The sequence below is a fragment of the Halonotius sp. GCM10025705 genome (genome assembly GCF_042662885.1).
Taxonomy (GTDB): Archaea; Halobacteriota; Halobacteria; order Halobacteriales; family Haloferacaceae; genus Halonotius; species Halonotius aquaticus.
This window is the reverse complement of record NZ_JBHSZD010000001.1, coordinates 1,008,102-1,022,317: the sequence shown is the minus strand read 5'-3', so window position 1 is coordinate 1,022,317 and position 14,216 is coordinate 1,008,102. Positions and strand designations below refer to the sequence as shown.

Genomic DNA, 14,216 nt, shown 5'->3' with positions numbered 1-14,216 from the left:
TGGCGACTCCGCAACTTTCCTTACCCGACCGCCCGTGGTGTGGGTATGCAACTCCACTGGCACCGTCGGGATCTCCGCGGGGCCGACAACCGCGCGCTGGCGGCGGCAGCCGAGGCGGTCGACAACGATGCGACCGACGGCGTCGTCTCGCTGTTCGTCTTCGACGATGACGTTCTCGACTGTGCTGGCCCGCCGCGTGTCGCCTACCTGCTGGACGCCCTCGCCAAACTCCGTGAGTGGTACCGCGACCGCGGCGGCGACCTGCTGATTCGCCACGGTGACCCCGAATCTGTCGTTGTCGATGTCGCTAACGCTGTTGCCGCCGACCGCGTGGTCTGGAACAAGGATTATTCAGGATTAACGCGCGAACGCGACGCCGCTGTTCGGCAAGCTCTCGCCGACGCCGATATCGCCCGCGAGTCTTTCCACGACGCGATCTGCCACGAACCAGGGTCGATCACCACCAACGACGGCGATCCGTACTCGGTGTTTACCTACTTCGGACGGAAGTGGCACGACCGCGAGAAAGACGATCCGTATCCGGCTCCTGACGCCGATAGCCTCCTCGACAGCGACGCAGTCGGCGTCGATGCCGGCTCACTGCCGACGCTGGCCGATCTCGGCTTCGATGAACCGGAGGCAGATCTGCTGCCGGCTGGCACCACGGCCGCCCGCAAGCGACTCGAACGGTTCTGCGAGGACGGAATTTACCGTTACGAGAGCGACCGCGATTACCCGACACGGAACTCGACCTCGCGGCTCTCGGCTGATCTGAAATACGGAACCATCGGGATTCGAGAGGTCTACTGGGCCAGCGAGGAGGCAAAAGCTGACGCCACCGACGACGAGCGCGAAGAGATCGAGGAGTTCCAATCACAACTCGCGTGGCGGGCGTTCTATACGCACGTCCTGTGGTTCAACCCCGAGGTCGTTTCGCAGAACTACAAGACGTACGAAAACGAAATCGAGTGGGAAAACGACCCTGATCTTCTGTCCGCGTGGCAGGATGGCGAAACCGGCTACCCCATCGTTGACGCCGGGATGCGGCAGCTCCGTGCGGAGGGGTTCATGCACAACCGCGTGCGGATGATCGTCGCCTCCTTTCTCACCAAGGATCTCCTGATCGACTGGCGCGAGGGCTACGACTGGTTCCGCACAAAACTGGTCGATCACGACACCGCCAATGACAACGGCGGCTGGCAGTGGGCGGCCTCGACCGGCACCGACGCCCAGCCGTACTTTCGTATCTTTAACCCGATGACACAGGGCGAACGCTACGATCCTGACGGCGAGTACATCACCGAATACGTCCCCGAGTTGGAGGGTGTCGATCCCGAGATCATCCACTCGTGGCACGAAGTATCACCGCTACAGCGACGAAACGCCGCCCCAGAGTATCCCGCACCGATTGTCGATCACAGCGAGCGACGCGAGCAGGCGTTGGCGATGTTTGAAGCCGCTCGCGGCGAGGACTGAGTTAGCGCTCCACGTGTCTGTCACGAGACTTCATATGTGATGCCGAAGTGACGGGAGATATGCCGACCGATAACAAACCGACAGACACTGAAAACAAGGCTCCGTGGCTGCGGTTCGGTGAGCAGCGCGAAGCCACCTTTCTCGACTCGGTTGCCCCGGCACTTGGACTGGCTGCCCGCGAAAATCCGGCCAAAGCGGACGATCCAACCGCGCTCGATCTGCTTGTCGAAGGAGAGCCGGCCGACCTCAAAACGCAGGAAACGCCGTTTTTCACCGCCGAAAGGAAGTATGGGCTCCCGCCGCAACATGTCGTGACGTTCAACGCAAACGATTACCAGCGGTACAAACAGACGGGAAATCCCGAGATCCTCTTTTGGGTGCGGTGGCGGGAGGAACTGTCTGGGTGGGGCGCTGAGGTCGAGGAGATGGAGGGTGTCTGGCGAACCTCAGTTGCACAGATCGAAGCCATCGTCGAGGCGGAGCAGGCACCGCTGCATCAGTACAAGCGTCGACAGGGTGATCAGGAAAACGCGAACGCGTCGTATCTGCTAGATCTTCGTGCGATGGACTGCCTCGACTGTTTCACCGGGCCGTGTGGGTAACGGAGCCGACGCACCCTGGCAATCACCGGAGTCGGCCCAGCAGTTTGTAGTCCGTCTCCGGCGAGTAGCGACGGAACAGCAGGCTGTTGGTCAGCACCGAGACGCTGGAGATCGCCATCGCACCCGCGGCTAAGACGGGCTGAAGCAGACCCAGCGACGCCAGCGGGATCATCGCCGTGTTGTAGCCGAGTGCCCACACGAGATTTTGCTTGATCTTCTGGAGCGTCGCCGCCGAGATGCGGATCGCCTTCACCACATCCTGCGGGTCGTCACGCATGAGCGTCACGTCGGCGGCTTCGATGGCAACATCAGTACCGGAGCCGATAGCGGTGCCGACGTAGGCGACCGCCAGCGCGGGCGCGTCGTTGACGCCGTCGCCGACCATCATCGCTTTGCGACCCTCCGATTGGATCGCCTCGACTGCGTCGGATTTGTCCTCGGGAAGGACGCCAGCGCGGACGTTGTCGGGGTCGATGCCGACCTGCTCGGCGACCGCGCGGGCGGTGCGCTCGTTGTCGCCGGTGATCATCATCACGTCGATCCCGCGGGCCTGGAGCGCGCTCACAGCCTCTTTCGCGCTCGGTTTGACCGTGTCGGCGTCGGCGACGATGCCGGCGAGGTCGCCGTCGATAGCGACGAGCATCGCGGTTTTGCCCTCGCTTTCGAGGCGTTCCATCGTCTCAGCTGCGGGTTCGGTGTCGACCCCGTTGCCCGACAGGAGTTTGCGGTTGCCGACCAGCACTTCTCGATCCTCCACAGTCGCACGGATCCCCTGTCCGGGGACGTTCTCAAAGTCTTCGGGATCACTGAGTTCGATCCCGCGCTCTTCGGCACCCTCGACGATAGCACGCGCGAGTGGGTGTTCGCTGCCGCGCTCGGCACTCGCAGCGAGTCGGAGCACGTCGTCCTCTTCGCGCGTCTCGCGTTCAGTGAGTTGCCCGCCGTCTGGCGTGGGATCTTCGCCTGCTGGCGTGCCCCCATCGGTGACCGCGTTGCCGTCGCTGTCGAAGGCGACCACGTCGGTCAACTCCATTTCGCCCTCGGTGAGCGTGCCGGTTTTATCGAAGACGACCGTGTCGACGTCTTTCGCGCGTTCGAGGATGTCGCCACCCTTGAACAGGACGCCGTTTTGGGCGCCGATTGTCGTGCCGACCATCGTCGCTGCGGGCGTCGCCAGTCCGAGCGCGCAGGGACAGGCGATGAGGACGGCGGAGGCGAAGACGATGACCGCGAACTCGAAGACCGAGACTGTCCCGCCGACGACTGTCGAGCCGCCGGCGACCGGATCCCACAGCGGGAGCCATGCAACGAAATTAGCCAGTGTTTCGGGCAGGAAGAACCACAACAGGCCCCACAGCACGGCGTTGGCGATGACGATGGGCACGAAGTACGCCGAGATGCGATCGGCGACATTTTGGATATCAGGTTGGCGGGACTGCGCTTCTTTGACCGTCTGGACGATCTGCTGGAGCGCGGTGTCCGACCCAACTTTTGTCGCCTCGACGGTGAGCACGCCGTTTTCGTTGATCGTCGAGCCGACGACCTCGTCGCCTTCGGTCTTTTCGACCGGCACCGACTCGCCGGTCACCATCGACTCATCGACCGCGCTCTGACCGTCGACGACGACGCCGTCGGTCGGGATCTGCTCGCCCGGTCGCACCTTCATCCGGTCGCCGACTTCGACATCCTCCAGTGGGATCTCCTCCTCGCCGTCGTCGGTGATGACTGTCGCGGTGTCGGCTTCCATTTCGAGTAACTCCCGAAGTGCGTCGCCGGCTTGCCCTTTCGAGCGAGCTTCGAGATAGTTGCCGAGGGTGATGAACACGAGGATCAACGCGGCCGTATCAAAGTAGAGGCTGCCGGCGATCAGCCCGGCGAGGACGGCAATCGAGTATGTGTAGGCCGTTGTTGAGCCCAGCGCGATCAGGACATCCATGTTCGCCCGCCGGTTTTTCACGAGCGCGTCGTAGGAGTTGCTGTAGAACGGCCGGCCGAGCACAAGCTGGACGGGTGTTGCCAGCAGGAACTCGATCCAGCCGAGTTCGACCCCGAACACCGAGTCGGGAACGACCGCGCCGCCCAGCAGGAATTTGTCGGCGAGGAAGACGAGCAGCGGAGCCGACAACACAGCCCCGAAGAGGGTGAGCCGAAGCTGTTTGCGGATCTCGCCTTCGCGGGCCGCATCGCGGGCGTCGGTGTCGCCGTCGCTGTCGTCGCCGTGCTCTCGCACCGGCTCGTAGCCGGCGTTTTCGATGGCCTCGTAGAAGGCGTCGATGTCGGCGGCGGCTGGATTGTATCGAACTTGCGCTTCGTCGGTCGCGTAGTTCACATCCGCCTCGATGACGCCGGGGAGGGCTTCGAGGGCCTCCGCGTTGGTGTCGGCGCAGTTTGCACACGACATGTCGGTGATGGCGATGGTCACCGTCTCGCTAACCGCGCCGTAGCCGGCGTCGTCAATCGCGTCGTAGATTTCCGCGAGCGATACTGCTGTGGCGTCGTACTCGACGGTCGCCTCGTCGGTGGCGTAGTTGGCACTCGCGTCGTCGACGCCGTCGAGCGCGCTGAGGGTGTCCTCGATGGTTGCCGAACAGTTGGCGCAGGACATCCCCGTGATATCGAGGGTGATTGTCTGTGTGGTCATGGTATCTGGTATACGGGTTCCATACTTACTGCGTTTTCTACTTCGAGACCACGGCTTAGCCAGGCCGTAAACTTTGGAATCAAAAGCAGCTACGCGTCTGATTCGAACTGCTGGTAGCGATCCTCAAAACGACTCAGACACGAGGAACAACAGAAGTGATAGACCTCACCGCCGATCCGTGTTGTTTCACCCTCGCTGTCAACGGTGTTGCCGCACTCCGCGCAGGTCAGGGCGAACTCGACGCCGTCGATTGTGGGCGTCCATTCAACGTCGTCGACGAGGGTGACTGTGTAGTCGTCGACGGCGATTTCCTCGAAGAGTCCGGCGACCCACTCCCGGACGTTCTGGGCTTCGACGCGGGCATAAAACCGGAGGTCGCCCTCGGCGGTGACGAAGATGTGTTCGACGGCATCGGCGTCTTGGAGCTGTTCTCGCGCTGCCGACAGCGACTCGGCTGGTAGGTCGAGATCGATCAACACCGGGACGCCGGCCCGAAGCGCACCGCGGTTGACATCGATCGTGAAGGTGTTGATAATGCCGGCCTCTTGCAGTCGCGTCACGCGGTCGGAGACGGCAGGCCCCGAAAGGCCGATTTCGTCACCGATCTCGCTGAAGGGGCGGCGGGAGTCGGCGGCCAGCATCGAGAGGATTTCCATGTCGGTTTCGTCGAGATCGCGCATGGTGGCTGTACGCATGCCGGATACAATACTATTGGCCACCATCCGCTTTGGAATCCATACTGTGACCAGCGCGCAGCCTTCGAGTTGAAGCAACAATTTACAAGCCACCGCAGACCCGATATGCAGCCGGCTATGGGACAGACGATTACGGTCGACGGGATGAGCTGTGAGCACTGCGAGGAAACTGTCAAAGACGCCCTCACATCGGTGGACGGTGTGACGGCAGCGAGCGCGGATCGAGAGGCGAGCACCGCCGAGATTGAGGGCTCGGCCGCGACCGACGACCTCCTGCGGCTGTGGAGGATGCCGGCTACGAGGCGTCGCCATAACTGCTCGCATCCGCGTGGTTTTCGGCCACTCCATCGGATCGAATAGTTGCTAACCTAACACCAACGCGGAATTACTTTTGATTACACACGCTTTCCTGAGGTGCCGAAACCGTTTGTTTCAGTGGCCAAATCGTGGGAATTGCTACCATACAACTCCTCAAGCTTTAACAGCGTGCCACCAGTACCGATGAGTGGAGGAATTACCTATGAGCTACGAACTCGACCCCCTTCCGTATGAGTATGACGCCCTTGAGCCGCACATTAGCGAACAAGTCCTGACGTGGCATCACGACACCCACCACCAGGGCTATGTCAACGGCTGGAACTCGGCCGAAGAAACCCTCGAAGAAAATCGTGAGAACCACGACTTCGGTTCCAGCGCGGGCGCAATCCGCGATGTGACCCACAACTCTTCGGGGCATATTCTGCACGATCTCTTCTGGCAGAACATGTCGCCGGAGGGTGGCGACGAGCCAAGCGGCGACCTCGCCGACCGGATCGCCGAGGACTTCGGCTCATATGAGGCGTGGAAAGGCGAGTTCGAAGCCGCAGCCGGCAACGCCTCCGGCTGGGCACTGCTCGTCTACGACTCGTTCTCAAACCAGCTTCGCAACGTCGTGGTCGACAAACACGACCAGGGCGCGATCTGGGGCGGTCACCCGATTCTCGCACTCGACGTCTGGGAGCACTCCTACTACTACGATTACGGTCCGGCCCGCGGCGACTTCGTTGATGCGTTCTTTAACGTCGTCGACTGGGAGGAACCGAGTGCACGGTACGAACAGGCCGTCGAGCTCTTCGAGTAATTCGGGCGTTCACGTTATTTTTTGCGACGCTGACTGCACAGCGGCAGGACTCGCCCATCAGCGACAGCTAATCCGTGCTGTTTTCGGGGTCGGCACTGCTATAAGTTGGTATGCCACGCCCGAAGGACGCCTTCGACGACCTGTATCCCTGTGACTTCTACACGCCCGAGGAACTGCTCGACGACGGGATGATGTACTCCGTCTACGAGATCGCCCGCCTCCTGCAGGGGCTTGAAACCGACGCTGAGATCGACGAAGGCGTCGAGGATGTCCTCCTCGATTGGGCCATCCCATGGATCATGCGCAACTCCGAGGAACTGGTCATCGCCGAGCCACCAAACGAGGAGGAACCAGGCTACTACGGCTTGAAAAACGACGGTGCCGACAGTGCCGACGACGCCGACAACGACGACACCGCCGCCAGCGACGACTAACCGATGAAACTACTCGTCGCTGGCGACGCCCGCGTTGACGCCGGCAAAACAACGTTCGCCGCCGGCCTGCTCGCGGCTCTTGACGGCGCGGTCGGCTTCAAACCCCGCGCCGGCAACGACTACTGGTACGACCACGACGACGCTGCGGCTGCCCTCAGTGACGGCCGCCTCTACGGCAAGGATGTTGCCACGCTGGCGGCCGCTGGCGACACCGACCTCCCGGAAGAACAGCTGAATCCCGTCCACCGCCTCTGGCGACCGACACCTGGTCGAACCGGGATGCTCGGCGAAGCCGGCCGGACGTTTCTCGTCGACCGCGTGACGACGCCGGATGGGCCGTCATTCGTCGTCAACGGTGTTGCCGAACGCGAGGGACTGCTCCCCGACCACGTTGCTGCGTCGCTGCCGCTGGACGACGCGCTCCGCGTCGAAAGCGTCGATCGGTTCAACGACGTGATGTCCGAGCGGTATCTCCCGGCCTTCGAGCGTGTGGCCGACCGGATCGCTGAGACGACACCCGGGGTCGTCGAATCCTACGCCGACATCGCCCTGCCGGTCGACGGAATTGACTTCGATGCGGTCGCTGTCGTCGCCCCGACACGCGTGCGGCTCTATGATGGGTCGCGGTATCTGAAAGCCGACGAGGTCGCCAGTGGAAGCAGTCGAGAGGGCCAACTGGAGGAGCGTGTCAACCGCGTCGTCGAGATGATCGAGCCGGTGTCGACACACACGCTACAGCCACTCGGCAGCGATGAGCGCGGCGATCCCACCCGTGTCGCCGATGCCTACGCGGACGTCTACGAAGCACTCCTGGACGTGGCTCTCAGCGAGGAGCCGGCTGACAGCGACCGGTAGCGCAATACACTTGTAGCCGGCTCCGGTGGATCTACCAAGCCGCAATGCAGCAGTATCTCGATCTCGTCGCCGACACGCTCGCCGGCGGCGGGCACAAGCCAAACCGCACCGGCGTTGACACCATCGCCTCCTTCAGTCAACAGTACACCATCGATCTGCAGGAGGGGTTCCCACTGTTGACGACAAAAGATCTCTCCGGCTTTCGCTGGAACTCGCTGATCCACGAGTTCAAGTGGTATCTCTCCGGCGAGGAACACATCCGCAACCTCCGGGAAGAGACCGGCATCTGGGACGCGTGGGCCGACGAGCAGGGTCGGCTTGACACCGCCTACGGCCGCTTCTGGCGGCGGTTTCCGGTTCCCGACGAAGGTCTCGACGGCGAGGCGTGGCCCGACGACGACCACCGCTGGCGGAACGACGACGGCACCTTTGACCAGATTCAGTACGTCGTCGACACCCTGAAGGAGTCGCCAAACTCCCGCCGACTCGTTGTCTCAGCGTGGCACCCCGCTAACGCCGCGGTGAGCACGCTGCCGCCCTGCCATTACACCTTCGTGTTCAACGTCCAAGGCGACAAACTCAACTGCCATCTCACCCAGCGATCCGGCGATATCGCGCTGGGCGTCCCGTTTAACATCGCCGCCTACTCGCTGCTCACCCACGCCGTCGCCCAAGAAACTGGCTTCGAGGTCGGCGAGTTCGGCCACACCGTCGTCGATGCCCACATCTACTGCGGTACCGACGACCGCGGCGACTGGTACGCCGACAACCTCGACCGCATGCAGGATCGACTGGCCGCTGTCGACGACCCTGAGGAGTACCGCACCGTCCGCGACTGGCTCGAAACCGAAGCCCCCGACGAAACAGAAGACACCGATGGCTACGATCACGTCCCCGGACTCCTTACGCAACTGTCGCGTGAGCCACGCGAGCGGCCGCGCATCGAAATCGCCGACAAACCGCTCGACGAACTTGCGTTCGACGATATCGAACTAACTGACTACGATCCGGCCGACGGGATCAGCTTCGCGGTCGCGGAGTAACGATGGCCGAGGAGACACCTGCTGCCGACAACGACGACCCACCCATCGCTTTGATCGCCGCCGTCGCTGCCAACGGCGTCATCGGCGATGACGGCGAGATGCCGTGGCAGCTCCCTGCCGACCTCCAGCACTTCAAGGAGACAACGATGGGCAACCCGGTGATCATGGGTCGACGAACCTACGAGTCCATCGCCGCCCGGATCGACGGCCCACTCCCGGGGCGGCACAATATCGTGTTGAGTCGAAGCGAGCCCGACCTCGATGAGGGCGTCGTTGTCGCCGATTCGATCGATGCTGCTGTCGCCGAAGCCGAAGCTGTCTGTGCACTTGCCGACGGTGCCGAACGGATCTTCGTGATCGGTGGGGCGACCGTCTACGAACAGTTCCTTGCTCGGGCCGACGAACTGGTGTTGACTGAACTCGCCGACGCCTACGAGGGCGACACCGAGTTTCCCGAGTGGGACGACAGTGAATGGGTTGCGGTCGACCGCGATGACCGCGAAGACTTCGCGTTTGTCACGTATCGCCGACAGTAGGCGACCCAGTCAGTCTTCAGTTCTGGTCGTTGTTCCGATCGGTTCGCTATCGCCGATCGAGCCGTTAGCAAACGGAATGCCGTTGGCGACGCCGGCCGGTCGCTGATCCTCAATCTCATCCCACTCGTCGGCGTCAGCAGCCGGGAATGAAAGCGTCACGACCGTTCCGCGCGGGGAGTTTGAGCTGATCGACAGCGAACCGTCCATCCCGTCGACGATCCATTTGACCAACCAGAGGCCGAGGCCACTAATGTGTTCTAAGGGGGTCTCAGCCTCGTTGGTGATCGCCCGGCGCTCGCCTTCGGGGATGCCGGGCCCGTTGTCGCGGATCTCGACTTGCACGCGGTTGGTCTCGTGGCGGCGGTCGACCTCGACTTCGATCTCCGGACAGCTGTTGTCGTTGTGGACGATGGAGTTATCTAGCACGTTCCGAATCGCGGTTCGGATGAGCGTGTTACCGATAATCGATGTTTCGTCGATCCGCGAGCGGATGATAACGCTGGGATACTCGTCGTGGACGGCACTGATCTCCTCGCGGACGATCTGGGCGATGTTGATCTGGCGGAGCTGTCGGTCGACACCGTGGAGCTGTTGGTCGATCGTCCGCACCTTATCGCCGAGATTGACCAACGACAGTGCCTTCTGGCGGATCGTCTTGGCGTGGCCTGTCACCTGGTCATCGTCGGCCTGCAGCAACATATCGGCGTGGCCGACCACGACGTTCATGTCGTTGCGGAGGTCGTGGCGGAGGATGCGGTTCATCACCTGTCGGCGTTGTTCAAACTGGTGGCGGTCGGTCACATCGCGGGCGGTAACGATCAGCCCGTCGATGGCCGGCAGCGAGCCGTTTTCCCGCACCGCAACCTCAAACATCCGCCAGCCGTCGCCAGCCGTTTCCAACCGGCAGTGGTGGATGCTCGCATCACCAGTTTCGTCGGCGACTTCCAGCGCCGTCTCAAGGGTCGAGCGATCGTCCGGATGGACGACATCGAGAAGGTTCTTTGAGACGGAGATCTCACTCGGCGATTTGGTTGTGGTCTCCGGTGGGCCACTGACGTACCGGACGGTGCCATCCGATCGAGCAACGACGACCGTATCCGAGGTGTACCCCATCGCGGTCTTAAACTGCGATTCGATCCGGCGTTGGGCGCTGATCTCCTCGAATAACAGCAACCGGTCGGCTGCGGCCGTCGCCATCGATTTGGCCTTGACAACAAAACAGCGGTCGAGATCACCCTGCGGGATGACCAGTTCCACACCGCCGGTATGTGGCTGTAACGCTGGCTCGGTGTCGACCTCCCCTGGGTTGGGCGCTGGGGCTACCGTTGTCTCTGAAAGCGACTCGCCGGGCGATAGCTGCGCTAAATACTCACCGAGCGGCAAGGCCTCGCTGGCGCGAACGCCGATGTCGTTGTCTCCAAGGCCAAGCTCGTTGCGAACCGTTTCGTTCGCCCGCTGAATCCGATCGTCGTCGTCGAGAACGACCACGCCGGCGTCGATCGCCGAGAGGATCGCCGTCGTCAACTCATCGTCGGTGTGTTCCTCCGTCTGGCTCATCCGCTATCACATCCGCTGGGATGCCAGGCGAACACCGATGAGAGAGCGGCCGGCGTGAGGAACATGGATCGGGTTGCTCTGTTGAGAACAGATACCACATGAACATATATAATACACTCGGTCGCAGGTATGAGCTGATGGACTGTTGACAGCCGTTCAAATCGCCGACCGATCACCGGCTGTCGGCGTCGTCAGTGCGGTCCGAATCGCCGACCACACCCACGAGCCGGGTGTTTATATCCGCTCGCGTCATCACCTCCGATAGTGTCCCTCCGCCGATTCGTTCGCGGCCAACCCAGTTGGTCGGCGATCGAAACCGTCGTTCGCTCGGTCGTCGAGCGATACGACCGCGCGCCGGCCCACGTGCGGTTTCTGGAAGCCGACAACTGGCTGTCGACGCCGGTCGTCATCGACGACGCGCTGTTTGTCAAGGTGATCAGCCAGCAGAACACCCTCGTCCACGCGCTGTTTACGACCGGGCGAAATCTTGGCGCGGTCGCCAGCGGCACCGCCGGCTTCTTTGAATCCTTCCAGTCGCCCGCCGAGATGGCACAACACGAACTGGAGGCCACCCAAGAGATGCGTGAGTTGGGGCTCAACACCCCGGAACCGATCGAGGCCTTCGAAGCTGAAGGCTACGGGGTCGTTGTCTTTGAGTATCTCCCCGAGTTCCGGCCGCTGGATTCACTCGACCCCGAGACCGAGTCCTGGGTCGCCGAAGAGTTATTTGCCGCGCTCCGAACGCTACACGACGCCGGGTTAGCCCACGGCGATCTCCGGGCCGAAAACGTGCTGTTGCTTGATGAGGAACTCTACTTTATTGATGCGACAAGCGTCGACGGCGACGCCCAGGATGGGATTCGGTCATATGATCTCGCCTGCGCGCTGGCCGCGCTTGAACCGATTCTTGGCGCACGTGCGGCGGTCGCGGCCGCCGAACCCTCGTACGCAATGAGTGACCTGCTTTCGGCTGCGGACTTTCTACATTTTGTCCAACTCCGCCCGGATCACGACTTTGCGGCCGCCGGGCTCAGAAGCGAGATCGAACATCGGGCCACAGCAGAATAGCTCACCCTCGGAGTAAGTTCATCACTTCGTCGGCCACAGCGGGCTCAACGGCCACAAGATACCGATCGCCGGCCGTTAGCATCGTCTCCGGACGAGCAACCTGATCACCCTCGCCATCGGAGATAATGAGCGTTCCATCGGGGAACCGCACCTCGGATAACTGCTTGCCGGCCGCGGGGGCGTCGTCGCCAACGCGAATCAGCATGATATCGAGTGTTGCAGTGACATCCGCGAGCGTCTGGACATCGCTGCCGATGATCTCGTTGGCAGCAGTTCGTGCGCCGGCTCGCTCCGGGAAGACGAGGGCGTCGACAAAGCGCGTGTAGGATTCGCCGGCCGCTCGATCGATGCGAGCGATCGTGCGGATCGACGGCGACAGCTCCGCAGCGGCCAAACAAACCGCGAGATTCAGCCCGGTCTCACCGGTGAGGGCAGCGATCACATCGGCGTCTTCGATCCCTGCCTGTTCGATGATGTTCGGGTTTGTCGCATCGCCGGCGATGACGGTTGCCACCCATTCGTCGGCGATGGAGTTGATAACGGCTTCCTCGCGTTCGATAATCGTCACGTCGTGCCCGCGATCAGCCAGTATCTCGGCTGTCTGAAAGCCGACACGACCGCCGCCGGCGATGATGACATCACGCGTCGTGGTCATAGGTCAGCCTCACTGTCCGACGGCATTGTCTTGTCGGTCTCTGCGTCGGGCTCAGACTCGCTTCCAACCCGCTTCAATCCGAGATAGGCAACACCGCCGAGTGCGATCCAGCCGACGCTGAGAACGATCGCCAGCGGATCGGTTCGGAACAGATACTCGACAAGGACGACGGTCAACAGTAGATTCAACGCAATTCCGATCAGCGGCGGGGCCGGATAAAACGGCATCTTGTAGGGCCGATTCATCGCCGGACGCTCACGTCGGAGCCGAATCACGGCGACATTGACGATCACGAACGACAACAGGAAGAACAGACTCGACATGTTGCCCGCACTCTGGGTCGGCAACGCGACCGACCCAAGCATGACGACCGCGCTGGCGAGGATGGCAACGAACGGCGTCCCGTAGCGATGGTGTAGCCGACCGAACGAGGGCAGCAGTTGGCCCTCCCGCCCCATCGAGAAGGCGACCCGCGAAGAGGCGATGACGACCGCGTTGAGCGCGGTCAACGTCGAGAAAACCGCCCCAAAGACGATCAGCGCGCCGCCGTTTTGGATGATCGGAAGGCCGGTCGGCATGAACGAGGTGGCTGCCGTTGCGATCCCGGCCTCGCCGGCATTGGCCAAGCCGTCGGCCCCGAGGGTGCCGACAGCAACGGTTACCACCGCGAGATAGACGATCACGGTCGCGATCAGACTCAGGAAGATCGCCTTCGGGATGTTCTCGCGTGGATTTTTGACTTCCTCCGTAACCGTGGTGATGAGATCATACCCCTCGAAGGCGATGAATGTCAGCCCCATGGCCGGTAAGATTGCGGCCGCACCAGCGTTCGACGGGAAGAGGGGCTGAAACTCCGCGCCCGAAAACATCGGCGAGCTCAGCCCGAACAGGACGAACACCACGAGAATGCTCACCTTGATAATCGTGAAGATCGTTTCGGCACTCCCGCTTGCAGCCGTCGAGACGGCGTTGAGCGCGACCAACGCGAGGACGGCGACAAACGCCAGCAAAAACGCGAGTGGAACCGACAGATCGATCAGTGGGATGGCGATCGCACCGACCTCTCCTGGTGGGGCGACGAGCCCATAGACGTGCAGCAACTCCAGAAAGTTCGGCGCAAAGCCCAGCGCGTAGAGCGCGCCGGCGATCATATAGGCGAACCATAACATCCAGCCCATGATGAACGACGCGAAGTCGTCGAAGATCTCTCGGACGAAGGCGTAGCCGCCACCGCTTTTCGGGATCGATGCGGCGAGTTCGGCATACGACAGCCCGGTAAACGCTGTGACCGCGCCGTTGAGCGCGAAGACGATGATCGCGGCGGGGCCGGCAATCTCGGCAGCCAACCCCGTCAGCACAAAGATCCCGGCTCCGATCATCGCCCCCATGCCGATCATCGTCGCATCAAGCAGGCCGAGTTCGGCATTCGGCGAGCGGTTTTGGTTGCTCACTGCGCCCAACTCCTGTCGGATGAGACTGTAACGAGGGGCACCGTACGGGCTACTGGCGGCGAGTTCCAAAAGAAGCTATCGGT

Annotated in this window: 14 protein-coding genes; 9 read left to right on the top strand and 5 right to left on the bottom strand. The window is 62.1% G+C overall.

Annotation, left to right across the window (positions count from 1 at the left end):
- Nucleotides 1-45: 45 nt before the first annotated feature.
- Nucleotides 46-1,476, top strand: a complete 1,431-nt coding sequence (locus ACFQJB_RS05805) for a cryptochrome/photolyase family protein (protein ID WP_379724979.1) — start codon at nucleotides 46-48, stop codon at nucleotides 1,474-1,476.
- Between the two features lie 59 nt (nucleotides 1,477-1,535).
- Complete coding sequence (locus ACFQJB_RS05800; RefSeq protein WP_379724976.1) at nucleotides 1,536-2,078, top strand: hypothetical protein; 543 nt, start codon at nucleotides 1,536-1,538, stop codon at nucleotides 2,076-2,078.
- A 22-nt stretch (nucleotides 2,079-2,100) separates the two neighbouring features.
- Here ACFQJB_RS05800 and ACFQJB_RS05795 read toward each other — a convergent pair whose 3' ends face one another.
- Both ACFQJB_RS05795 and ACFQJB_RS05790 read right to left on the bottom strand, forming a co-directional pair.
- A complete protein-coding gene (locus ACFQJB_RS05795; protein ID WP_379724973.1) occupies nucleotides 2,101-4,719 on the bottom strand; it encodes a heavy metal translocating P-type ATPase in 2,619 nt (872 codons plus the stop codon).
- Between the two features lie 89 nt (nucleotides 4,720-4,808).
- The gene (locus ACFQJB_RS05790) at nucleotides 4,809-5,399 is read right to left on the bottom strand and encodes an AsnC family transcriptional regulator (RefSeq protein ID WP_379724970.1); all 591 of its coding nucleotides are present in this window, start codon (nucleotides 5,397-5,399) and stop codon (nucleotides 4,809-4,811) included.
- A gap of 132 nt (nucleotides 5,400-5,531) precedes the next feature.
- On the opposite strand from ACFQJB_RS05790, the gene ACFQJB_RS05785 reads away from it, so the two are divergent.
- From ACFQJB_RS05785 to ACFQJB_RS05760, 6 genes are all read left to right on the top strand, one after another.
- Nucleotides 5,532-5,774 (top strand): heavy-metal-associated domain-containing protein, encoded by a 243-nt coding sequence (locus ACFQJB_RS05785; RefSeq protein WP_379724967.1) that lies wholly within the window; start codon nucleotides 5,532-5,534, stop codon nucleotides 5,772-5,774.
- Between the two features lie 160 nt (nucleotides 5,775-5,934).
- On the top strand, nucleotides 5,935-6,534 hold the full coding sequence (gene sod / locus ACFQJB_RS05780) for a superoxide dismutase (protein WP_120100097.1): 600 nt from the start codon (nucleotides 5,935-5,937) through the stop codon (nucleotides 6,532-6,534).
- A 110-nt stretch (nucleotides 6,535-6,644) separates the two neighbouring features.
- Nucleotides 6,645-6,968 carry a DUF5827 family protein gene (locus ACFQJB_RS05775; RefSeq protein ID WP_379724963.1) on the top strand — a complete coding sequence of 108 codons (324 nt, stop codon included), beginning with the start codon at nucleotides 6,645-6,647 and terminating at the stop codon, nucleotides 6,966-6,968.
- Nucleotides 6,969-6,971: 3 nt separating this feature from the next.
- Nucleotides 6,972-7,823, top strand: a complete 852-nt coding sequence (locus tag ACFQJB_RS05770) for an ATPase (protein WP_379724960.1) — start codon at nucleotides 6,972-6,974, stop codon at nucleotides 7,821-7,823.
- Nucleotides 7,824-7,867: 44 nt separating this feature from the next.
- Nucleotides 7,868-8,866: a thymidylate synthase gene (thyA, locus tag ACFQJB_RS05765; protein WP_379724957.1), complete on the top strand. Its 999-nt coding sequence runs from the start codon at nucleotides 7,868-7,870 to the stop codon at nucleotides 8,864-8,866.
- Between the two features lie 2 nt (nucleotides 8,867-8,868).
- Entirely contained in the window at nucleotides 8,869-9,402 is a 534-nt protein-coding gene (locus ACFQJB_RS05760; protein ID WP_379724954.1) for a dihydrofolate reductase, read from the top strand.
- A gap of 9 nt (nucleotides 9,403-9,411) precedes the next feature.
- On the opposite strand, the gene ACFQJB_RS05755 is transcribed toward ACFQJB_RS05760, so the two are convergent.
- A complete protein-coding gene (locus tag ACFQJB_RS05755; RefSeq protein ID WP_379724951.1) occupies nucleotides 9,412-10,959 on the bottom strand; it encodes a sensor histidine kinase in 1,548 nt (515 codons plus the stop codon).
- Nucleotides 10,960-11,223: 264 nt separating this feature from the next.
- Between ACFQJB_RS05755 and ACFQJB_RS05750 the strand changes: the two genes are divergently transcribed.
- The gene (locus ACFQJB_RS05750) at nucleotides 11,224-12,027 is read left to right on the top strand and encodes an RIO1 family regulatory kinase/ATPase (RefSeq protein ID WP_379724948.1); all 804 of its coding nucleotides are present in this window, start codon (nucleotides 11,224-11,226) and stop codon (nucleotides 12,025-12,027) included.
- A gap of 1 nt (nucleotide 12,028) precedes the next feature.
- Here the strand turns inward: ACFQJB_RS05750 and ACFQJB_RS05745 are convergent, their stop codons facing one another.
- Nucleotides 12,029-12,682 (bottom strand): NAD-binding protein, encoded by a 654-nt coding sequence (locus tag ACFQJB_RS05745; protein WP_379724945.1) that lies wholly within the window; start codon nucleotides 12,680-12,682, stop codon nucleotides 12,029-12,031.
- Nucleotides 12,679-14,079 carry an APC family permease gene (locus ACFQJB_RS05740; protein WP_379727972.1) on the bottom strand — a complete coding sequence of 467 codons (1,401 nt, stop codon included), beginning with the start codon at nucleotides 14,077-14,079 and terminating at the stop codon, nucleotides 12,679-12,681. Before ACFQJB_RS05740 ends, ACFQJB_RS05745 begins: the two co-directional genes overlap by 4 nt.
- Nucleotides 14,080-14,216: the final 137 nt, after the last annotated feature.

Excerpts from the sequence above, each read along its gene's own strand:
- ACFQJB_RS05805 (WP_379724979.1), top strand. The coding sequence starts at position 46 with ATGCAACTCCACTGGCACCGTCGGGATCTCCGCGGGGCCGACAACCGC.
- ACFQJB_RS05800 (WP_379724976.1), top strand. The coding sequence starts at position 1,536 with ATGCCGACCGATAACAAACCGACAGACACTGAAAACAAGGCTCCGTGG.
- ACFQJB_RS05795 (WP_379724973.1), bottom strand. The coding sequence starts at position 4,719 with ATGACCACACAGACAATCACCCTCGATATCACGGGGATGTCCTGCGCC.
- ACFQJB_RS05790 (WP_379724970.1), bottom strand. The coding sequence starts at position 5,399 with ATGCGCGATCTCGACGAAACCGACATGGAAATCCTCTCGATGCTGGCC.
- ACFQJB_RS05785 (WP_379724967.1), top strand. The coding sequence starts at position 5,532 with ATGGGACAGACGATTACGGTCGACGGGATGAGCTGTGAGCACTGCGAG.
- sod (WP_120100097.1), top strand. The coding sequence starts at position 5,935 with ATGAGCTACGAACTCGACCCCCTTCCGTATGAGTATGACGCCCTTGAG.
- ACFQJB_RS05775 (WP_379724963.1), top strand. The coding sequence starts at position 6,645 with ATGCCACGCCCGAAGGACGCCTTCGACGACCTGTATCCCTGTGACTTC.
- ACFQJB_RS05770 (WP_379724960.1), top strand. The coding sequence starts at position 6,972 with ATGAAACTACTCGTCGCTGGCGACGCCCGCGTTGACGCCGGCAAAACA.
- thyA (WP_379724957.1), top strand. The coding sequence starts at position 7,868 with ATGCAGCAGTATCTCGATCTCGTCGCCGACACGCTCGCCGGCGGCGGG.
- ACFQJB_RS05760 (WP_379724954.1), top strand. The coding sequence starts at position 8,869 with ATGGCCGAGGAGACACCTGCTGCCGACAACGACGACCCACCCATCGCT.
- ACFQJB_RS05755 (WP_379724951.1), bottom strand. The coding sequence starts at position 10,959 with ATGAGCCAGACGGAGGAACACACCGACGATGAGTTGACGACGGCGATC.
- ACFQJB_RS05745 (WP_379724945.1), bottom strand. The coding sequence starts at position 12,682 with ATGACCACGACGCGTGATGTCATCATCGCCGGCGGCGGTCGTGTCGGC.
- ACFQJB_RS05740 (WP_379727972.1), bottom strand. The coding sequence starts at position 14,079 with ATGATCGGCATGGGGGCGATGATCGGAGCCGGGATCTTTGTGCTGACG.